We start from the raw sequence: 23868 nt of genomic DNA on the forward strand, positions 1-23868 counted from the left end.
TCACCGGATGAGGTGGTGGGCGATCAGCGGGCCCAGGGTCTCCAGAGTGCGGGTGTCCAGCAGTTCGGAATGCCCGCACTCGACGGCGAACGTCCGTAGCTCTCCCCCGACGTACCCGCGCCACTGCTCGGAGGCCGTCCCCGCGAACCCCTGCTCCGGTACGGTCGCGTCGACGAAGACCACGTCTCCGGGGAAGACGCCGTACTCGGCCCGCTCCATCAGGCGGTCGCCGGCCAGGTAGTTCTCCACCACCCGAGCGATCTGGGCGTCCGCCAGCACGGCCACGCCGCCGCCCAGATCCCGGACGTACCCGACCGCGTCGGCGATCGACAGCGTGGCCCGCCGCCCTTCCGGCACCTGGCAGCCCATCTCGCTCAGCAGGTCGGCGATCGCCGCCGGCCGGTCCCATGCGCCTTCGGGCCTCTCGGCGAAGTCCTTACGCGTGTCGAGCATGCCGAGGAACGTGATCTCGCGCCCGCCGGCCGCCAGGCGGACCGCCACCTGGTGGGCCACCGCACCGCCGAACGACCAGCCGAGCAGGCTGACGGGCCCCTCGGGCGCGGTCCGGTCGATCAACCCGGCGTACTCCTCGACCAGCTCGGGCATCGTCGCCGGCAGGTCGGCAGTACGGCCCAGGAGGGGCGACTGCAGCCCATAGAGGGGTACGTCCTCGGGCAGGTAGCGCTTGAGCCCGGCGAACTGCCAGCTCAGGCCGCTGGCGGGCGGCAGGCAGAACAGCGGTGGCCGGGTGCCGCCGGCCCGCAGGACCAGCAGGGGAGCCATCGCGTCGCCGGCGGTCGCGGGGTTGCCGGCATGTGCGGCGCCACCGACAGGCCCAGCCTCACCGATGGACCCCGCCTCGCCGGCGGTCCCGGCAGGGGCAGCGTCGGCGACGCGCTGGGCGAGGGTGGCGGCCGTGGGTGTCGTGAACAGCTCCGCTATCGGGAGGTCGGCGCCGAGTTCCCGGCGCAAGGCCGCGGCCAGCCGTACCAGCAGCAGGGAGTGGCCGCCGAGGACGAAGAAGTCGTCGTCCACGCCGACCGAGTCGAGCCCCAGCACCTCCGCGATGACGGCGCAGACGGCCGCCTCGGTACGCGAGCGCGGCGCGGCGGGAGTGGTCAGCCGGGCGAAGTCGACGTCCGGCAGGGCCGCGCGGTCCACCTTGCCGTTCGGGGTGAGCGGCAGCTCGTCGAGTACCGTCACGACCGAGGGGACCATGTACGACGGCAGGCGCTGGGCGAGGTACTCCCGCAGCGGTGGCGTCGCTGAGGCGTCGCCAGTGGTGACATACGCGAGGATGCGGGTTTCGCCCTGCGCGTCCTGGCGGACGGCCACCGCGGCCTGCCGGACGGCGGGATGCCCGGACGCGACCGACTCGATCTCGCCCGGCTCGATGCGGAAGCCGCGCACCTTGACCTGCTGGTCCGAGCGGCCGAGGAACTCCAGCGAGCCGTCACCGGTCCAGCGGGCGAGGTCGCCGGTGCGGTAGAGGCGGGCACCGTGCGTGTACGGATCGGCGACGAACCGGGCCGCGGTGAGGCCGTGGCGGCCCAGATAACCCCTGGTGACCTGAGCCCCGCCGAGATACAGCTCACCGACGGCGCCGGGAGGCACCGGGCACAGGGACGCGTCCAGGAGGTGGACCGTGGTGCCCGGCAGGGGACGGCCGATCGTGGGGCGGTCGCACCAGCCGGTATCCACTGCGGCGAATGTCGCCCAGACGGTCGCTTCCGTGGGTCCGTACAGATTCGTCACGCTCCGGGCTCTGGCCACCAGCTCCCGGGCCAGCGGGGGCGGGAGCGCCTCGCCGCCGACCAGCGCCCGCACACCGCCGAGGTCGGCGTCAGGTGACTGTGTCAACGCCGACCACAGGGACGGGGTCGCCTGCATGACCGTGACCTGTTCGGCCTCGGCCAGCGCGGCGAGCAGTCGCGGGTCGCGTACCTGCTCCTCCGTGGCCATCACCACGCATCCGCCGGCGCGTAGGGGCGCCATCAGCTCGAGTACGGAGATGTCGAAGGACAGGGTGGTCACGGCGAGCAGGCGATCGGAGTCGCCGATCGGGGCGGCGGCGGCCACGGCGACCAGGAACGTCTCCAGATCGCGATGGGGGACCACCACGCCCTTCGGCCTGCCGGTGGATCCCGAGGTGTAGATGACGTACGCGGCGGCGTCCGGATCGGGCGAGACGGGGTGGAAGGGTCGCGCGGGCGCGCCGTCAAAGTCGCAGAGGGCTTCCTTGACCACCTTCCCCTCCGCATCCGCTTGACTCCGGCCGAGGTCGATAAGCGACGTGCCGTCAGGCAGGACGGGGAACAGCTCACGCGAGTGCTCGTCGATGACCACGACGGCGGGCCGGGCGTCATCGATCATGAATCGCAGCCGCTCGGCCGGGAACGCGGGGTCGAGCGGCAGGTACGCGGCCCCCGCCTTGGCGACGCCCAGCACCGCCACCAGCAGATCGGCCGAGCGCGGCAGAGCCAACCCGACCAGGCTCTCCGGGCTGACGCCGAGGTCGGCGAGCCTGGCGGCGAACGCGTTCGAGGCCGCGTCGAGCTCGGCGTAGCTCATCGTCCGGCCGCCCGACACGCAGGCATCCGCGTCGGGCGCCGCCTTCGCGCGTGCGGAGAACCGCGCGTACCAGGACAGGTCACCCCGTTCCACCGGCCCGCCTGACCGCCACCTGGCGAGGTCGTCGAGGTCGGTCGCGGCGAGTACCGGGATCGTGCCGACCGGCTGTTCCGGCCGGACGGTGAGCTCGCCGAGCAGCACGATGAGGCGGTCGAGCAGGCGCCGCGCGGTGCCGTCGTGGAAGCGTGCGGCGTCGTACTCCAGAGTGAGTTCGACCGGCTGTCGCGGGCCGGCGTCGACGAAGGTGAAGTTCAGGTCGACTTTCGGATCGGAAAGGTACGAGGGCGTGTCGCCCGTGGGCAGGCCCAGGGCGGCCTCGTGGCCGGTCGGCCGGTGCAGGAAGCCGATCATTACCTGGAACAGCGGGTTGCGGCCCTGTTCGCGTACCGGATTGACCGCCTCGACGACCTGCTGGAAGGGCACGTTGGCGTGCTCGAACGCGGCCAGGTCGGTCTCGCGCACCCGGCGCAACAGCTCGGTGAAGGACGGCGAGCCGGAAAGGTCGGCGCGCAGTACGACGGTGTTGACGAAGAAGCCGACCAGGTCGTTCAGCACCGCGTCGGCGCGGCCCGAGGTCGGGCTGCCGATCGGGACGTCGGTACCCGCGCCGAGGCGTTGCAGCAAGGTAGCGAGTGCGGCGTGCAGCACCATGAACAGACTCGCCGACTCGGCACTGCCCAGCTCCCGCAGCGGGTCGATCAACCCCGGCGAGAGCGCCGCGGACACTTGACCAGCCCGCCGGGCGTCATGAGCCTGACCGGCCCGCTGGGCGTGATGAGCCTGACCGGCTCGGCGGGCGTCGGGAGCCGGCCGGGGCCGGTCGGCGGGGAGGGGGATCTCGTCCGGTAGGCCGCGCAGGCGCTCCTGCCAGTAGGTCCGCTCGGCGGCGTGTCTGCTGGCCGGATTCCTGGGGTCGCCGAGCAGTTCGCGCTGCCACAGGGTGTAGTCCGCGTACTGCACCGGCAGCGGCTCCCACTGCGGGGCATGACCGGCCCGCCGTGCGGCGTAGGCGGTGTCGAGGTCGCGCAGCAGCGGCCGGTCGGACCACTCGTCCATGGCGATGTGGTGCAGGATCAGGGCCAGCACGCTGTCCCCGGTGTCCTGCTCTTGGATCAGGGTGACCCGCAAGGGCGGGTCCGCGGCCAGGTCGAAGGGTCGGGCCACCGCCGCCGACACCACGCTCCCGGTCTCGGCGGCCGGGCACTCCACGAGCGCGACTTCGATCGGGGACGGATCGAGCACGTCCTGGAACGGCTGGTCGTCCATGACCGTGACCAGCGTCCGCAGCACCTCGTGCCGCGCCACGACGTCTCCGAGCGCGGCCCGGAGGGCGTCGTGGTCGACGGATCCGCGGAGGCGGACGAGCAGCGGGTAGTTGTACGCCGTCGAGGTGGGGTCCAGTTGCTGGAGCAGCCAGAGCCGTTCCTGGGCCGCCGACAGCGGTGGGCGCTCCTGCCGCGGGCGGGAGGTGAGCCTGGGAAGTGCGGTCCCGGCTCGGTCGGCGAGACGAGCGGCCAGGCGCGCGGGCGTACGCGTGTCGAACAGGTCGCGCAACGACAGCTCCACGCCCAAAGTCGCACGCACCAGCCCGAACAGCTGGATGGCGAGCAGGGAGTGCCCGCCCCGGTCGAAGAAGTCGTCCTCAGCGCCGAACCCGCCGAGATCGCCGAGATCACCGAGATCACCAAGGACCTCGCCGAACAGTTCGCACAGCCGCCGTTCCAGCTCACCCGCCGGCGCCCTCGAACTCGACGGCAGCGACCGCGGCGCGGGCAGCGCGGCGGTGTCCAGCTTGCCGTTGATCGTCAGCGGCAGGGCCTCCACGACCGCGAAGGCCGACGGCACCATGTACCCGGGCAGCACCGACTTCAGCTCGCGATGGACGGCCACAAGCAGCGAGTCCTCATCACCGGGCTCCTCGGGAACGACATAGGCCACCAACCGTTTGCCACCCAACGGACTGGGAACCGCGAGCACCGCGCTCTGGTGCACGCCTGGCCGTGCCGTCACGGCAGCCTCGACCTCCGCCGGTTCCACCCGATAACCGCGGATCTTGACCTGATCGTCAGTACGGCCCAGGAAGTCGAGGTTGCCGTCGGCACGGGCACGTACCAGGTCGCCCGTCCGGTACATCCGCCCACCGGACACGAACGGATCCGCCACGAACCGCGAGGCGGTCAACGCGTACCGGTCGAGGTATCCACGGGCCAGCCCCGCCCCGCTGATGTACAGCTCGCCGGGCACGCCCACGGGCACCGGGCGCAGGGCGGCGTCCAGCACGTAGCCTCGGGTGTTCCAGATGGGCCGGCCGACCGTGGTGCCCGCGCTGTCCTCGGTGCCCGCGCCGAGGGTGTTGATCGTGTACTCGGTCGGACCGTACAAGTTGTATCCCGCCACCCCCTCGGCCTCGCTCAGCGCGTTCCACAACGTCTGCGGCACCGCTTCGCCACCGAGCAGCACCAGAGCCGGACGGTACGAACCGGGCGCCTCCCCATACCGTGCGCCGTCAAGCAGACCCTGGTCGAGCAGGTGCTGGGCGTACGTCGGGGTCACGTTGACGACGTCGACGCGGTGCCGGTCGCAGTACGCGACGAGCGCGCGGGCGTCGCGGCGCAGCTCCTCGTCACAGATGTGCACGTGATGGCCCTCGACCAGCCACAACAGCTCCTCCCACGACATGTCGAAGGAGAACGAGACCGTGTGCGCGATCGTGAGGATCCGGTTCCCGGCGGCGGCGATCGTGGGGGCGAAGATGGCCTCGCGGTGGTTGAGCTGCATGTTCGTCAGCCCCCGGTACGGCGTGACCACGCCTTTGGGCCGTCCGGTGGAGCCGGAGGTGTAGATGACGTACGCCGGGTGGTCGAGCCGTCCCGGACTGCCGGGCGCGAAGTCGCCCAGCTCGTGGTCCTCGATCGGGTCCGCCGATCCGGTACGCCCGCCGGCGCCGTCCAGGCACAGCACCGGCACGGGATGGGAGGCGAGCCGGGGCGCCACCGCTTCGGTGGTGACCAGCAGGACCGGCCCGGCGTCGGCCAGCATCGCCAGCAGGCGGTCGTCGGGATGGTCCAGTTCGAGGGGAAGGTAGGCGGCCCCGGTGCGGAGGACGGCGAACAACGCGGCCACCATGTCGATGGACCGGGGCACGGCCAGCGCGATGATCCGCTCGGGGCCCGCTCCCCGGTCGAGCAGCAGGCGCGCGAGCTGGTTCACCCGCGCGTCGAGCTCGGCGTAGGTCAGTGTCCGCGCGCCTGAGGTGAGCGCGGCGGCGTCCGGTGTCCGCCGGGCCTGGGCTTCCATCAGCTCCGCGATGGTCGCGGCACCGATGGGATGGGTGACGGCGTCCCATTCGGCCTCCAGCGCCGCGCGCTCGTACGGGAGGATGACGGGCACGTCGGCCACGGTCGTGGCGGGGTGCTCGGAGAGGTGGAGCAATACCTGCTCCAGCCGGGACAGCAGCGCCCGCGCCTGCTCCGGCGCGACCACGTCGGCGCGGTACTCCAGCCGCACCGCCAGCCGCGCCCCCGGCGTGGCCACCCAGGTGAGCGGGTAGTGCGTGGCGTCCACGCTCCGCACACCGACGATGCCGTGCTCGTGCTCCAGGTCGGTGAAGGTGTCGTCGTCGAGGAAGTTCTGCAGGACGTACAGGCTGTCGAAGAGCTGGTCACGGCCGGCCGCGCGCTGGATGTCGCCCAGGCCGAGGTACTCGTGCGGCATCATCTCCACGCGGTCGGCCTGCACCCGCCGCATGACCTCCAGCGCGGGCTCTCCCGGAGCCAGCCGGACATGGACCGGAACGGTGTTGAGGAAGACCCCGATCACCGAGTCGATGCCGTCCAGCTCGGTCGGCCGTCCGGCGACGGTCGTCCCGAACACGGCCTCCTGACGGCCGGAGGCATGACTCAGCACCATCGCCAGCGCCGTACTGAACAGCGCGTTGAGCGTCACCCCGCCACGGCGCGCCCGATCGGTGACGCGCCCGGTCTGCTCCCGGGTCAACCGGAACGACAGGCTGGTGGCCAGCACCGGCGCGGTCCCCACGGCCGCCGGGAACAGGATGGTCGGCTCCTCGACCCCGGCCAGCGCCCGCGCCCACGCCCGCGCGGACGCATCCGTGTCCTGCCGCCCCAGCCAGGCAAGGTAGTCGATGAACGTCGCCGTCTGTTCGGCGGTTTCTGGGGTCGGGCGGTCGTCGCGGGCGAGGGCGTATTGGCCGAACAGCTCGCGCAGCACCAGCTCCCGCGACCATCCGTCCCACAGCAGCAGGTGGTACGTGAGCAGCAGCCGGTCGCGCCCGCCGGGCAGCCGGACCACGGTCAGGCGGCACAGCGGCGGCCGGGCCAGGTCGAACGGCCGCCGACGATCCTCCTCCATCAGCACCCGGAGCCGGTCATCGTCGACCGCCCCCAAGCCGTTGTCGGCCGCTCCCGAGTCGCCGTAGACCACTTCCGAGTCGCCGTAGACCGCTTCCGAGTCGCCAGCGGCCACGTCCGACAGGTCAATCACGCCGACCGAGCTGTCCAGCGCGGTCCCGACCAGGGCGACGGGCCGGGTCGTGCCCTCGGCGGTGAAGCCGAGCCGCATGGCCGCGTGCCGGTCGAGCACGGCGGCGTAGGCGCGGCGGAGGGCCGCGACGTCGAGCCGCCCGGCGAAGTCGAACACGTTCTGCGCCACGTAAACGTCGGCGTCACCCGCGTAGCCCGCCTGGAAGTAAAGGCCCTCTTGAAGCGGCGACAGGGGCCAGATGTCCTGTACGTCGATCGGGGCCGCGGCGACCACCCGATCGATCTCATCGGGGGTGAGGGTGGGGTGGGTGACCGGGGTGGGCCGGACGGACCGGTCCGTCCCACCGGGCTCGGAAGTCGCGGAACCGGAGGACGCGGCGGCCAGCTCGCGGGCGGCCGTCACCCAGCCGTCGGCGAGCGTGTCCATGTCGGCCGCGGCGAGCCCGCCGCCCGCGTAGGTGAACACCGCGTGCAGCTCCGGCCCCGCCGCCGTGTCGTGGCAGGCGACGTTGATCTCCAGCAGGTACGGGGTGCCCAGGTCGGGGTCCGGGTGTACGCGCAGCGCCGTCGCCTCGGGTGCGGAGTCCCAGTCGCCGGATCCCCCGATGGGGAATCGGCCGAGGTAGTTGAAGAGCAACTGGGGTGTTGCCAGCCGGGCGAGCGCGGGCGCGGTGCGGGCGTTGCAGTAACGCAACTGCCCGTACCCCAAGCCCCGGTCCGGGGCGGCTCGCAGTGCCTGATCCACGTCGCCGAGTACGTCTCGGGGGCCACCGGTAACGGCGGGCAGGCGTACGGGGGCGATGGCGGTGAACCACCCCACGGTTCTGGACAGGTCGTCTCCGTCCGCGATCTGCTCGCGCCCGTGCCGCTCCAAGTCGATCACCAGCGGCGCCCCGGACTCACCGCCACGCTCCACACGCCAGCGCGAAACGGCGAGGTGCAGCGCGGCAACGAGCACAGCGGTCACATCGGCGACGGGGGCGGCCGACGCGGTGGTCAGCAGCGGTGCGGCCACCTCAGGGGGCAGGCGCACAACGTGGTCCCGGGTTTGGCCTGCTGTCAGGCTAATGGCCGGGGTTGACGGGTCGAGTTCGCCACCCGGTGCCAGGGTCGTCGTCCAGTGCTCGAACTCGGCGAGGCGGGCCGCCTGAGTGGCGTTCTCGGTGATGGACCGTGCGAAGGCGCGCAGGGACGTGCCGACCGGTTCGAGCCGGACGCGGCGCCCGGCGCTCACGGCGTCCCATCCCTGTCGCAGGTCGTCGGTCAGGATCCGCCACGAGACCCCGTCGACCACCAGGTGGTGCGCGACGAGCAGCAGCCTGCCCTGGTGCTCGGGCCCCCGATCGAACCACACCGCCCGCAGTACGTGACCGCCGTCGGGGTCCAGCCGATCGGCGGCGGCGTCGGACTCGGCGGCGACCAGGGCGCGCAGGGCGTCCTCGTCGAGACCCACCGCGTCGACCGAGGTCACGACGGGATCGGAGGCACCGGCAGGTTCCGAGGCACCAGCAAGATCGGAGCCACTGCCCGGACCGGAGACACTGCCCGGACCGGAGACACTGCCCGGACCGGAGACACCAGCGAGGCCGGAGACACCAGCGAGGCCGGAGCCGCCGGCCGGACCGGAGACGCCAGCGGGGCCGGTGACACCACTGGGACCGAGGATGTCAGCGGCCGGGCGGACCTCCAAGGACCACAGCAGCGGAGACGGCCGGTGCAGTCGCAGCCGGAGCGCGTCGTGACGCCTGACGAGCGCGTGGATCAGCGCGACGACCTGCTCGTGGGTCGCGCCCGGTGGGGTGAGCAGCAGCTCGGACTGGTTCAGCCGGGAGATCCGCCCGCCCAACTCGGCCAGCCGGTGCACGATCGGCATCAGCATGACCTCGCCCACCCCGTCGGACGCGAGCTCCGCCGACGCCCAGCCAGATCCGGACTCACGTTCGTCCGGCGCCCGCCCGGATCCGACCGCGACCTGCGCTGGCGCCCGGCCAAATCCGGACGCGAGCTCGTCCGGCGCGCGGCCGGGGCCGGTGTCCGCGCCACCGTGACCGACCGTCCCAGCAAGCGCGCCCCGCACACCATGGCCGACCGCTCCACGCTCACCGTGGCCGATCCCCCCGGCAACCACAGCCTGCGCACCGTGGCCGATCGCCTCAGCGAGCGCGGCCGGAGTGCGGTGGACGAACACGTCCCGGGGGGACAGCCGCAATGACCGGCGCCGAGCCAGGTTGACCAGCTGGATGGCGATGATGCTGTCACCCCCCAGCACGAAGAAATCGTCATCGGGGCCCACACCGTCCAGCCGTAGAACCTCCGCGTACAGCGTCCGCAACACAGCCACAGGCGACCCCCCGGTGTCGCCAACGACGGCGGCCCGAGCGGGCGAAGGGGCGGGCAGGGCAGCGCGGTCGAGCTTGCCGTTCACCGTAAGTGGCAGCGCGTCGAGCGGGACGAACGCCGAGGGGATCATGTAGCCGGGCAGCCTCTCGGCCAGGTGGGCGTGGGCCTCGGCGGCACCGAGACGCACCCCGTTCCGCACGACCAGGTACGCCACCAGCCGCCGCCCCGGCTCGTCTTCCCGCACGGTGACGGCCGCGTTCACGACGCCGTCCAGCGTGAGCAGCGCGGACTCGATCTCGCCGGGTTCGATGCGGTATCCCCGTACCTTGACCTGTTGGTCGGAGCGACCCACATAGACCAGGTCGCCGTCGGGAGTCCACCGCGCGAGGTCGCCGCTGCGGTAGAGGCGGGCGCCGCCGGTGTGTGCCACGAACCGCTCGGCGGTCAGGCCGGGGCGATCGAGGTAGCCGCGGGCGAGCTGATCGCCCGCGACGTAGATCTCGCCGGTGACCCCCGGCGGGACCGGCTGGAGACGGCCGTCGAGCAGGTGTACGCCGAGACCGGGCAGCGACCCGCCGACGACGCTGTCGCCGCTCGCGTCTTCAGCGTCGGCCGAGGTCAGCGCACGGAACGACACGTGCACACAGGTCTCGGTGATCCCGTACATGTTCACCAGGCGCGGCGTACCGTCCGCGTGACCCTGATACCAGGGCGCCAGGCGCGCGAGGTCCAGCGCCTCGCCGCCGAAGACCACGTACCGCAGGGGGAGCGCGCCCGGCCGCTCCCGTTCGGCCTCCATCAGCGGGTAGAACGCGGACGGCGTCTGGTTCAGTACGGTCACGCGTTCGCGTTCCAGCAGTGCCAGGAAGCGGCGCGGGTCGCGGGCCACATCGCGGTCGACGACGACCAGGCGACCGCCGTGCAGCAGCGCGCCCCACAGCTCCCATACCGAGAAGTCGAACGCGTACGAGTGGAACATGGTCCACACATCAGAGGGACCGAAGTCGAACAGCTCCCCGGCCGCCGCGAACAGCGACAGTACGTTGCGATGGGTCACCGCCACACCCTTGGGCAGGCCCGTCGAACCCGAGGTGTAGATGACGTACGCCGCGTTGTCCGCCGCCGTCGGGACCAGGGGCGGCGGGGCGGCGGAGTGGTCCGCGAGGACGTGCGGGTCGTCCAGCAGCATGACCGGCACCGTGAGCGGGGGCAGCGAGTCCAGCGTCGCGCTGTCGGTCAGCAGGCATACGGGGGCCGAGTCGGCGAGGATGTGGCTCAGCCGTCCGGCCGGGGCACTGATGTCCAGCGGCACGTAGCAGCCGCCCGCCTTCACGACCGCGAGCAGGGCGACAACGAGGTCCGCCGAGCGAGGCAGCGCGACGGCGACCCGCGACTCCGGCCGTACGCCTCCGGCGGCCAGCGCGCGGGCCAGCCGGTTGGCGGCCGCGTCCAGTTCGGCGTGGGTGAGCGCGGTGTTGCCCGAGGTGACGGCGATGGAGCCCGGCCGGACCGGCGCGGCGGCGTACGCGTCAGCGAGCGTCAAGCCGTCCGCCACCAGCACGTCCAGCCGCGAGACCGGCATGCTCGGCGCGGTGGCCAGCCGGTCGAGGACACGTCCCACCTGGTCGAGCAGCCGACGGGCCGCCTGCTCCCCCACCAGCTCGACGTCGTACTTGATCTCCAGCGTCAGCCGCTCCCCAGGAAAGGCCACCAGAGAGACCGGATAGTGCGGCGCATCAGTGCCGGTGAAGCCCAGCACGCTCAACCCATCCCGCGCCCCGGCCCGCACAGCGGGGAAGTTCTCCACCACCACCATCGTGTCGAAGAACTCCCGGACCCCCGCCACGGCGGCGAGCTCTCCGAGCCCCACCTGCTGAACGTCCAGCAGGTCCGTCTGCTGCTCCTGCAGCCGGGCGAGCACCTCCCGCAGCGTGTCACCGGGACGCCAGGACATCGGCACCGGGACGGTGTTGATCAGGAGGCCGACGATCGACTCGACGCCGGGCAGCTCTCCACCCCGCCCCGACACCGTGGAGCCGAACACCACCCGCTCCCGCCCGAGCAGCCTGCCGAGCAGCAGACCCCAAGCCCCGTGCACGAACGTACTGAGGGTCACCCCCTGCTCGCGGGCGGCCTCGACGAGGGCACCCGTGCGCTCGGCGGGCAGCGCGAGGTGGACGCTGTCGTGCCGGGACACCTTCTGTCCCTGGACGGCCTGTCCCTGGACGGCCTGTCCCTGGACGGCCTCCCCCTCCGCGGCGCCGACCAGGCGGGTGGCAGAGTCGATGCCGGACAGCGCGCGGGCCCACACTTCGCGGGCCCGTACCCGGTCCAGGGCGGCCACCGCCTCCACATGGTCGCGGAACGTCACCGCCGGGGCGGGCAGCTCGTACCCGCTTCCGGACCGGCCACGCTCGTAAGACTCCAGCAGGTCGCCGAACACCAGCGGGTATGACCAGCCGTCGGCGAGGATGTGGTGCATGGTCTCCACAAGCCGATGTTCGGCAGGACCGAGCGAGATCAGCGCGTAACGCAGCAGGGGCGCGGCCGACAGGTCGAAGGGCTCGGCCAACTCGGCGGCCGTGACCTCGGCCAGCCGCTCGCTCGCCGCCGCCGCGTCGAGACCGGTCAGGTCCACCTCGCGCCACGGCACGTCCACGGCACCGGCGATCACCTGGACCACCCGGCCGTCGGCCACCTCCTGGAAGCAGGCGCGCAGGGCGTCGTGCCGGTGGACCACCGCCTCCACGGCGCGGCGCAACGCCGCCCGGTCGACCGGGCCGGACAGTTCGGCCACCTGCTGCACGATGTACGTGTCGGTCTGGTCCTCGGCGAAGGACGCGTGGAAGTACATGCCCTCCTGCAACGGCAGCATCGGAAGGATGTCCCGCACGCCGTCCGGCGCGAGCCGGTCCACGTCGCCCTGGGTCAGCTCGACCAGCGGGAAGTCGGAGGGAGTACGCCCGGCGAGCTCGGCGCACCGGGTCAGGGCGGTCAGCGCGGCCATCCACAGCTCCGCCAGCTCGCCCACCTCAGCGGCCGTCATGACGCCGGACGGCCAGGACAGCGTGGCCGAGAACACCGTGCCCGCCCGCCCGTCCCGGGCCAGCGCGTTGATCTCCAGCCCCATCGCGGGATTGTTCGGGTGGACGCCTTCGCGCAGCGCACCGGCCGCCGCCCAGTCCCCGCCCTCGTCGGCGGCGAACCGTCCCAGGTAGTTGAACAGGATCTGCGGTGGCTCGCCCTGAAGGTCCGCCTCGCCGTCCAGATAGCGCAGGATCCCGTAGCCCAGGCCCTGCCGGGGTACGGCGCGGAGCTGCTCCTTGACCCGCTTCGCCGCCGCCGCCAGAGCGGGCCCCGCCTCGGTGACCTCCGCCCAGCTCAACGGTCCGGGATCGAGGCGTACGGGGTAGATGGCGGTGAACCAGCCGACCGTACGGGACAGGTCCACCCCGTCGAGGGCGTCGCGGCCGTGGCTCTCCAGGCTGAGAACCACGGCCGAGCCGGCCCTCTCGCCGCGCCAATGGGCGAGTGCGGCGGCAAAACCGGTCAGCAGGACGTCGTTGACGCCGCCGTGCATCGCGGCGGGCACGGCCGACAGCAGGGCGGCGCTCACCTCGCCGGGCAGCGAGACCGTCAGCGACTCCACGGTCGCGGCCGTGTCGATCGCGGGGTCGAGCGGGCGCGTACCCAGCAGGGGGTCCTCGGTGGCGAGAACGGCCCGCCAGTGGTCGAGCTCGTCGCGGAACGTACCCCGCGCGGTCACCTCCTCGACCAGCTTCGACCAGGTACGGAAGGAGGTCGGCACCTCATCGGGCACGGGCTCGCTACCCGCCCGTACCTCCGCCCAGGCCCGCGCGAGGTCGTCGGCGAGCACCCGCCAGGAGACACCGTCGATCACCAGGTGGTGGATGACCAGCAGCAAACGACCCGGTTCGGGCTCGTTGGGGGACCAGACCGCCTGCAGCATGATGCCGCGATCCGGGTCGAGCCGGTCGGCGGCCTCCTCCACGTCCCCGAGGACGGACTGGGTGAGCGCGTCCGCCGCGCGGAACGCCTCCGGTGGCGGCACCGACAGCGACCATTCGGCGTCGCCGTGGCGGTCGAGCCGGGCCCGCAGCAGGTCGTGGCGTTCACCGACGGCCTGGAGCACGCGTTCCAGTTGCGCGCGGGTCATGTCCGACGGGGTGCGGAAGACCATCGACTGGTAGAAGTGCTCCAGCGGTGTCTCCGCTCGCATGGTCTCGACGAGCATCGGGGTGAGCGCGACCGTACCTTCGCCATTGTCGCGTGGCCCGACGCTCGGAGCGGCCTGGGGCGCGGCCGCGGCGAGCGCCCGCACGGTGCGGCGGCGGAAGACGTCGCGCGGGGTGAGGTGCAGGCCCGCCTTGCGCGCGCGGCCGGTCGCGGCGATCGAGGAGATGCTGTCGCCACCGAGGGCGAAGAAGTCGTCGTCGATGCCGACCTCCGGCAGGCCGAGCACCTCGGCGTAGATGCCGCACAGGGTTCGCTCGCGCTCGTCGCGTGGCCGGTCGCCGCCGCTGACGGGCGCGACGGGCTCGGGCAGCGCGCTGACGTCGAGTTTGCCGTTGACGGTCAGCGGCAGCTCGCCGACGACGCCGTACAGCGCGGGGACCATGTAGCCGGGCAGCCGCTCGGCCAGCGCGGCCCGCAGGTCCGCGACGAGGGCGGTCTGGTCGGACCCGTCCGCTTGGTCGCACCCGTCCGCCTGGTCGGACCCCTCCGCCGGCACCACGTACGCGACCAGCTTCTTCAGGCCGGTCACCGCCGAGTCGGTACGGGCGATGACCGCGGCCTGCCGGACCTGGGGCAGCGCGGCCAGCGCCGACTCCACCTCGCCGAGCTCGACCCGGTAACCGCGGATCTTCACCTGGTCGTCGACCCGGCCGAGGAAGTCGAGGTTGCCGTCCGGGCGCTGCCGTACGAGGTCCCCGGTCCGGTACATGCGCCCGCCCGGCACGAACGGATCCGCCACGAACCGCGACGCGGTCAGGCCCGGCGCGTGCAGGTAGCCGTGCGCGAGCCCGGCGCCCGTCACGTAGAGCTCGCCGAGCACGCCGGGGTGGACCGGGCGCAGCCAGGCGTCCAGCACGTACGCGCGGGTGTTCCAGATGGCCCGGCCCACGGTCGGGGTGGCGCTGTCGCGCGTGCCCGCGCCCAGGGTGTTGATCGTGTACTCGGTCGGGCCGTACAGGTTGTAGCCCTCGGCGCCGTCCGGCTCGCTCAGCCTGTCCCAGACGGCTTCGCTGACCGCCTCGCCGCCCAGCAACACCAGGCGGGGCGGGTGCCCGTCCCGGTCGAGCAGGCCCTCCTCGAACAGGTGGTGGGCGTACGTGGGGGTCACGTTGATCACGTCGATGCGGTTCGCGCGGCAGTAGGCGGTCAGCGCGGCGGCGTCCCGGCGCAGTTCCTCGTCGCAGATGTGCACCTCGTGGCCCTCGACGAGCCACAGCAGCTCCTCCCACGACATGTCGAAGGAGAACGACACCGTGTGCGCGATGCGCAGCCGCTCCCGCCCGGCGCTCCGCGCGCGGGCGACGGCCGGGTCGAAGATCTCGGCCCGGTGGTTGAGCTGCATGTTGGTCAGGCCCCGGTACGGAGTGACCACGCCTTTGGGGCGGCCGGTGGAGCCGGAGGTGTAGATGACGTACGCCGGATGCTCCAGCCTGCCCGGAACCGTACCGGCGAACGCGCCCAGCTCGACATCGCTCAGAGGCTGCACATCGGGGCTGCTGAGCGGGGGTGCGAGCGGCACGTCGAGGCCATTCAGCGGGGGTGTGGCCGACGCGCCGTCGAGCACGAGGCAGTCCCCGCCCAGCCGCCGCTGCCGCTCGGCCAGCGGTGTGCCCGCGTCGGCGCACACCAGCAGCATCGGCCGCGCGTCGTCGAGCATCTCGGCGAGCCGGTTCACCGGGTGATCGAGGTCGAGCGGGAGATAGGCGGCGCCCGTACGCAGGACCGCGAACAGCGCGACCACCATCTCGGCGCCGCGCGGCAGCCCCAGCGCCACGATCCGGCCCGGTCCGGCGCCCTTGGCCAGCAGCAGCCGGGCGCAGTGGTTGATCCGGCCGTCCAGCTCGGCGTAGGTCAGTGACAGCTCCCCGAACACCAGGGCGACCTCGTCCGGGCAACTCGCGGCCCGCTCGGCGAGCAGGTCGGCGATGGTCGCCTCGCCGATCGGGTGCTCCGTGGCCGCCCACTGCCCGGCCAGCTCGGTGCGCTCCTCGTCGAGCAGCGGGTCCAGCGCGCCCGCCTGGACCGACAGGCCGTCGGCGAGCGACTCCAGCAGCCGCCTGAAGCGCCGGACCAGCCGCCGCGCGTCCGCCTCCGTCACCGCGTCGGGGCGGTATTCGAGCTTGATGCGCAGGTTGGCGCCGGGCGTCAGCACCCAGGTGTAGGGGTAGTGGGTGGTGTCGACGTACTCCACTCCGACGATGCCCTGCTCGCGTTCCAGGTCGGTGAAAGTGGTGTCGGACAGGAAGTTCTGCAGGACGTACAGGGTGTCGAAGAGCCGTTCCTGACCGGCGGCGCGCTGGATGTCGCCGAGCCCCAGGTATTCGTGCGGCGCCAGCCGGATGCGGTCCTCCTGGGCCTGGCGCGCCAGCTCGATCACCGTCATGTCGGGCGAGGCCGTCACCCGGGCCGGGACGGTGTTGAGGAACAGGCCGATCACGTTCTCGATGCCGGGCAGCCCCGCGGGGCGTCCCGCGACCGTCGTGCCGAACACGACGTCGGTGCGCCCCGTCTCGTACCCGAGGAGCAGGCCGAGCGCGGCGGTCAGCAACGAGTTGAGCGTGACGCCGCCGCGCCGGGCCTGCTCCCCCAGCCGGGTCGTCACCTCGGCCGGGAGCGCGGCCAGGACGCGTTCGGACGGGATCGGCTCCCGGCCGACCGCCTCCGGGACCAGGATGGTCGGCCCGGAGACGTCGGCGAGCGCGGCGGCCCAGGCGGCGGCGGAGGCGTCGCGGTCACGGGCGGCGATCCAGGCGAGGTGGTCGGTGAACGCCGCCTGCGCGGGCGGCAACGCGCCGCGCTCGCCTCGGGACTCGTACAGGGCGAACAGCTCGCGCAGCACCAGCTCGCGCGACCAGCCGTCCCAGAGCAGGAAGTGGGCGGTCAGCAGCAACCGGTCCCGGCCGCCGGGAAGGCGGATGACGGTCAGCCGGACCAGGGGCGGCCGACTGAGGTCGAACGGCTCCTCCCGATCGGACCGCAGCAGCTCGGCGAGGGCGTCCATCCGATCCGTAGTGTCGGTGGACAGGCCCGTTCCGGGACTGGTCGGCACGTCCGTTCTGGAGTCGGTCGACGGATCCGTTCTGGAGCCGGTCGACAGGTCCACGACCGTGACCTCGGCCGGGACCTCGGCGCCGATGTACTGCACGACACCGGGCACGCCGTCGCCGGTGAACCCGGCCCGCAGCGTGGGATGGCGCCGCAGCAGCGCCGCGAACGCCGTGGTCATGGCCTCGACGTCGAGCCGGTGGTCGAAGTCGAACACGTTCTGCGCGATGTAGGTGCCGGCGCCCTCAGAGTAGGCCGCCTGGTAGTAGACGCCCTCCTGGAGCGGCGAGACCGCCCAGATGTCGGCCACCGGAACCGGGCTGTTCGCCACAACGTGGTCGATCTCGGCCCGCGTCAGCGACACGGTTGTCAGCTCGGCCGGGTCCAGTTGGGCCGGGACCGGATGCGCCGCCAGTCCTATCAGGTGCGCTTCGATGGCGGAGGGGGTACGCAGGCGGAAGACGTCCTCCGTGGTCAGCTCGATCCCGTCGTTGGCGAGCAGGCTGACGACGCGGATGGCGAGGATGCTGTCTCCCCCGGCGGCGAAGAAGTCGTCGTGAACACCGATCCCGTCGAGGCCGAGCACCGTACCGAAGTGCCGGCAGATCAGCGCCTCCCTGGCGGTGCGCGGCAGTCCGCCTCTGGCGATGGGCTCGGGGTCCGGCAGTGCCCGGCGGTCCCGCTTGCCGTTGGGCAGGGTCGGCAGGCGGTCCAGGACGGTCACGGTCGCGGGGACCAGGTAGCCGGGCAGCTCGGCGCGCAGGGTCGCACGAAGGGCGTTGGGGTCGAGCTCCTCGCCCGGGGCGGGCACCACGTACGCGTGCAGGGAACGCGTGCTTTTGCCGGTGGTGCGTACGGCGACCACGGCGTCGGCCACGCCTGGGCGGCGCATCAGGGCGGCCTCCAGCTCACCCGGTTCCACCCGATAGCCGTTGATCTTCACTTGATCGTCGGCCCGGCCAAGGAACTCGACCCGGCCATCGGCCGTCCATCGGCCGAGGTCGCCGGTGCGGTAGAGCCGGGCGCCGTCGGTGTACGGGTCGGCCACGAAGCGGGTGGCCGTCACGCCGCCCTGACCCAGGTACCCGAGAGCGAGCTGAACCCCGCCGACATAAATCTCCCCGACGGCACCGGCCGGAACGAGGTCGAGAGCGGCATCCAGCAGGTAGACCCGCGTCCCGGGCACGGGCCTGCCCAGCGTCACCGGCCCCGCCGGTTCGACCTCGCCCTGGAGTACGTCACCCGCCACCTCCGAGGACCCATAGGAGTTGACGATCCGGGCGTCGGGGGACGCCTGCCGGAGCGCGTTCACGCAGGCCCGATCGAGGGGTTCCCCGCTGCAGATCCAGCGTCTGAGCGCGCTGAGCCGCACCGGTTCCGTGTCCGCCAGCGCACCGGCCAGGCTGGGTACGGCGAGCAGCTGGGTCGCCCCGGACCGCTCGACGAGCCTGGCCAGCGCGGCGCCGTCAGTGGCCTCGGTGGCGTCGGCGATGACCGTCGTGGCCCCGGCGACCAGGCCGCCGAGCAGCTCCGTGGTGCCGTCGATGAAGCTCAGCGAGCTCTTCGCCACCCGGACGCCGGACCCCCACTCCTGAGCGGCCCAGGTCAGCCGGTTGGCGAGCGCCTCCTGCGTCCCGACGACCGCTTTCGGCCGACCCGTCGAACCGGAGGTGTACACGACAGAAACGGCATCCCTCGGGCCCGCCCCAGTCTCGTCACCGGTCTCGTTGCCGGACCCGTCATCAGTCCCGTCAGCAGTGACGTCCGTGTCGGCGATGGCGTCGGCGGCGGCTCGTACGGTGAGCGTCGGCAGGTCGTGCGGTGGCAGCGACCTGGCGCTCGCCTCGTCGGTGAGTACGTACACCGGACGCGCGTCCCCGAGCATGAACTCGATCCGGGCCGCCGGATACCCGGGATCGACCGGAAGGTAGGCGGCCCCGGCGCGCATGACGGCAAGTAGAGCCACGGCCATGTCCGCCGAACGGCTCGTCGCCACCGCGACGACGTCGCCGCGCCGCACCCCCGCCCGGGTCAGCGTCCGGCCGACCCTCCGGGCGCGATCGTCCAGCTCGGCGTAGGTGAGCACGCGCTCCCCACAGACGACGGCCGTACGCTCCGGATGCTCAGCCACCTGCCGCGCGAACAGTTCCACCACCGTGGCACCCACCCGAGCCGGGGCACCGGAACCGACGGCCGTCAGCCGCTCGCGCTCCTCCCCGCTCACCAGCGCCAGCCGCTCGCAGGCCCGCTCGGGGTCGTCGGCGAGGGCGGTCAGCACCATCTCGTACTGGCGGGCCAGCCGGGCCGCGGCATCCGCCCCGACCACCCGCCGGTCGTGGGTCAGCGTGACGGCGATCCGCGCACCCGGCTTGGCCATCAGGGTCACCGGGTAGTGCGGCGCCTCGACGGTGTGCACCGCCGCGATCTGTATCTCGCCCGCCGGGGTGGGCTCGGCCGGGTAGTTCTCGATGACCACCAGCGTGTCGAACAGCTCCGGCACGCCCAGTCGCCGCTGCAGCCGGGCAAGCGAGACGTGTTCGTGCTCCACCACCTCACGCCGGTCGCGGGCGAAGCGCCGTACCACGGTGGCGAGGGAGTCCCCGGGCACCCACCGTACCCGCGCGGGAACGGTGTTGATCAGCAGCCCGACCATGGAGTCGATACCCGCGACGTCGGCCGCCCCGCGGCCGGACACGGTCGAGCCGAACGTCACGTCGGACCGACCGGCCAACCGCCCGACGAGGATCCCCCAAGCGGCGGCGATGACGGCGCCGACCGTCAGCCCGTGCTCCCGCGCCCAGTCACGCACCCGGTCGCCGACATCCGCAGGCAATTCACACTTCACCCGCCCGAACCCCCCGTCGGCGAGCCCGGTTTCTTGGGGAGCGTCCAGCACGTCGACGAGCCCTCCGTCTTGAGGGGTGCCCAGCACGTCGACGAGCTCTGCGGCTTGTGGGGTGCCCAGCACGTCGGCGAGCCTGGTCGGCTCGTGCACGTCAGCCAGGACGTCCGCCCATGCCTCGGTCGCCACGTCAGAGTCCTGCGCGGCCAGCATCCGCAGGAATTCCCGGTACCGCGCGGGCGCGGGCAACGCCTCGGACCGTCCCCCGGCCTCGTAGAGCGCCAGCAGGTCGCGCAGGAGCAGCGGCACCGACCAGCCGTCGGCCAGGATGTGGTGCACGGTGTGGATCAGCACATGCCGTCGCTCGCCGAGCCTGAGCAGCGCGTACCTCATGGACGGAGGCCGACCCAGATCGAACGGCGCGGACCGCTCCGCCGCAGCGATGGCGGCCACCCGCGCTGCGACATCGGTGCCGGTGAGATCCTCCACCCGCCACGGCACTCGCGGACGCCCCGCGATCACGGACACGACCCGCCCATCCCCGACAGTACGGAAGGCCGCGCCCAGATTGGGGTACCGGTCGATCAGCCGGTCCGCCGCCAGCCGCAACCGGTCGCCGTCGAGCGGGCCGGTCAGCTCGATGGTCTGCTGGACGACGTACGGGTCGGCGTCGCGGGAGAAGGTGGCGTGGAAGTAGAGGCCGAGCTGCAGCGGCGACAGGGGAAGCACTTCCCGCAGTTCCGGTGCCGCGGCCTCGATGGCGGCCACGTCGCCGGGCTTCAGGGCGAGGAGGGGGAAGTCCGAGGGGGTGTGCCCGGCGACCGTCTCGCTCGTGGCGATGCCGGTGAGCACTTCGGTCCATAGATCGGCCAGCGCTCGCACCCGCCCGCCGTCGAGCACACCGCCGGGCCAGCTGAACCGCGTCTCCAGCACCGGCCCGTCCGCCGTGTCCACGGCGACCGAGTTGATCTCCAGTACGCGCGGCAGCGGCATGCGCGGGTCACGCCGCTCGACCACGACCTCGGTGTCACCGACGGCCGCCCACACCTCGGTGGACCCGGCCGCGAACCGCCCGAGATAGTGGAACAGCACCTGCGGCGCCACCGCCAGGTCGGGACGAGGCCGGTCGCCGAGATAACGCAGAGCCCCGTAACTCAGTCCGCGCCCAGGGACCGCGCGGAGCTGCTCCTTGACCGCCTTCACCGCGTCGCCGTACGCGGTGTCGGCCGGGCCCGGATCGAGTACGGCAGGGAAGAGCGTGGTGAACCAGCCGAAGGTACGGGAGAGATCGACGTCCCCCACGGCGTCTTCCTCACGCCCGTGCCCCTCCAGTTCCAGCAGCACCTCGGAACCGGCGTCCCGGCGGTCTCCGGCCCGCCACCGGCCCAGGGCGATCTCGGAACCAGCGTCAGGGCGGTGTTCGGCCCGCCATCGGCCCAGGGCGATCGCCGCCGCCGCGACCAGCACGTCGTGCACGCCACCGTGAACGGCCGCGGGCACCGCGCCGAGCAGGCGAGCGGCCACGGGCGAAGGGACCGTGACCGTCAGCGACTCCTCGGCGGCCACCACGTCACGACGCGGGTCCAGGGGCCGCTCCCCCAGCATCGGGTCCGGCGTGGCCGCGGCCCGCAGCCAGTACGCCTCGTCGGCGGCGAACGCGCCCGCGCGGGTACGTTCGCGCAGCAGGGTCGCCCACTGCCTGAATGAGGTGGGTACGCCGGGCAGCGACACCGCCTGCCCGTCGCGGACCGCCGCCCAGGCGTGGCCGAGGTCCTCCAGGAGCACGCGGAGCGACACGCCGTCCACGATCACGTGATGGATCACCATTACGAGCCGGCCCTGCGCGTGCGGCCCGGCATCCAGCCACACCAGATCGACCATCCGACCGCCGACCGGATCCAACCGCCGCGCCGCCGCCGTGATCTCACGATCCACCACCAGGTCGAGCCGCCGCGCCGCCGGTGCGATCGCGCGGCTGGCCACGGCTTCCATTCCCGCCGTGAGCTCCCGTCCGCCGACGGCCTCCGCTGCCATCTCGCCATCGGGGCCAGCCGCGTTGCCACCGCTCGCGACCCTCATCCCGCCGTCTGGAACAGCCGCCGCCTGCGCCGGGTTACCGTCGGTCACGTCCACGCGGGTGATCAGCTGTGCCGCCCGGGGTGAGCCCACCGGCTGGACCGACAGGGTCCAGGGGGAGGCGCCGTCGGTCCGTGCCCGTAGCAGGTCGTGGGTGGCGAGTACGGCGTCGACGACGCGTTCGAGCTGTTCGGCCGTCATGCCGGCGGGTGTGCGGACCGTCAACGACTGGATGAACCCGTCCATCGATGGGCCGGTGGCCTGGAGCCACTCGGTGATCGGGGTCGCGGGCACCTCCCCGACGGCACCGGTGGTGGGCCCTGAGGTCAGGGCGACCTCGGTCACCGTGACCGCCAGCGCGGCGGGCGTGGGATGGGCGAACAGGTCGCGCGCCCGCACCACGAGTCCCGCGCGCCGCGCCTGCCGGACGACGCCGATCGCGACGATGCTGTCACCGCCCAGCGCGAAGAAGTCCTCATCGGCCCCCACCTCGTCGAGGCCGAGGACCCGCGCGAAGATCTGGCAAAGAGTGCGTTCCCGCGACTCGCCCGCGCCCACACCGCGGCCTGACTCCGGCTGGGCGCGGCGACCCACCTCGGGCTCCGGCAGAGCTCGGCGGTCCACCTTGCCGTTGGCGGTGACCGGGAAGTGGTCCAGGACGACGAAGGCGCTCGGCACCATGTACTCGGGCAGCCGGTCGGCGCACCAGCGCCGTAGTTCCGCCGCCGGAAGGTCGTCGTGGGAGGTCACGTACCCGATGAGGTGCCGTACGCCCGCCGCGTTCGTACCCACCGTGACGGCCGCCTGCCGCACCCCCGGGTAGGTGGCCAGCACGGCCTCCACTTCCTCCGGCTCCAGTCGCATGCCGCGGATCTTCACCTGGTTGTCCGCCCGCCCCACGAACTCCAGAGAGCCGTCGGCGTTCCAGCGCGCGAGGTCGCCGGTGCGGTACATCCGGGAACCGCCGTCGCCGAACGGGTTGGCCACGAACCGGGAGCCGGTCAGCGCGGGGGCGTTGATGTACCCGCGCCCGAGCAGGAACCCCGCCGCGTACAACTCCCCGACCGCACCCACCGGCAGCGGCTCCAGCCGGTCGTCGAGCACGTAGAGCTGCGTGTGCGGGTTGGGGCGGCCGATCGAGGTCGCGATGCGCTCGGCGGTGTCCCGGTAGATGACGTGCGAGACGCCGATGGTCGCCTCGGCCGGACCGTAGCCGTGGTACAGGGTGGTGGACAACCGGCTCCGAAACCGATCGAACAACTCCGGGGTGAGCACCTCGCCGCCGCACCAGACGTGCTTGAGCCCGGACAGCAGCGAGGTCCCGTCGGCCATCTCCAGCAGGGTGTCGAGCATCGACGACACCAGATAGACGAACGTCACCCGCTCCCCCGCGATCAGGTCCAGCAGGTATTGGGGGTCGCGTTCGCCACCGGGCTCGGCGACGACCACATAGCCGCCGGAGACGAGCGGCAGCAGGATCTCGTTGACCGAGATGTCGAACGACAGCGGCGCCTTGAACAGCGACGCGTCCCCCGGCCCGAATCCGAGGATCTCCTCGACCTGCCACAGCAGCCGGGTGCTGATCGCCTCGTGCCGGATCATGGCTCCCTTGGGCGTGCCCGTGGAGCCGGAGGTGAACATCACGTACGCGAGCCGTCCCCCGCTGATGGACGGCAGCGGCGGCGGCTCGACGGGTTCGCCGCCATAGCGCCAGGTGCCGAGGTCCACCTCTATGACGGAGTCGCCGGTCTCCATGCCGGGGGCGGCGATGACCAGGCCCGCCCCGGCCTCGGCGCGTACCTTGGCGCGGCGTTCCGCGGGCCAGGACGGCTCGACCGGTACGAAGGCGCCGCCCGCGACCATGACCGCCAGCACGGCGACGACCAGCTCCGCGGAGCGGGGCGTGGACACCGCGACGACGTCTTCCGCCCCCAGGCCGCGACCGCGCAGGTGGTGCGCGAGCTGGAAGACGTGGGCCCCCAATTCGGCGTACGTCAGGCGGGCGCCGGGCGCCACCACCGCGAGGGCGTGGGGAGTGCGGTGTACCTGTGCGGTGAACAGGTCGGCGACCGTGGTGATCGTCTCTGGCGTGGTCGCGTTGTTCCACCTGCGCAGTGCCTCAAGTCGCTCGCCTATGCCGTCCGGACGCCCTGGGTTCACGGTATTCGCCACGCA

At 72.5% G+C, this 23868-nt stretch carries 1 protein-coding gene; it reads right to left on the minus strand.

The features are described from left to right. On the minus strand, nucleotides 1–23865 hold the full coding sequence (locus AB0J16_RS26830) for a non-ribosomal peptide synthase/polyketide synthase (protein ID WP_358544403.1): 23865 nt from the start codon (nucleotides 23863–23865) through the stop codon (nucleotides 1–3). Nucleotides 23866–23868 lie beyond the last annotated feature (3 nt).

This window comes from Nonomuraea sp. NPDC049750 (assembly GCF_040659625.1).
In the GTDB taxonomy this organism is placed as follows: Bacteria; Actinomycetota; Actinomycetes; order Streptosporangiales; family Streptosporangiaceae; genus Nonomuraea.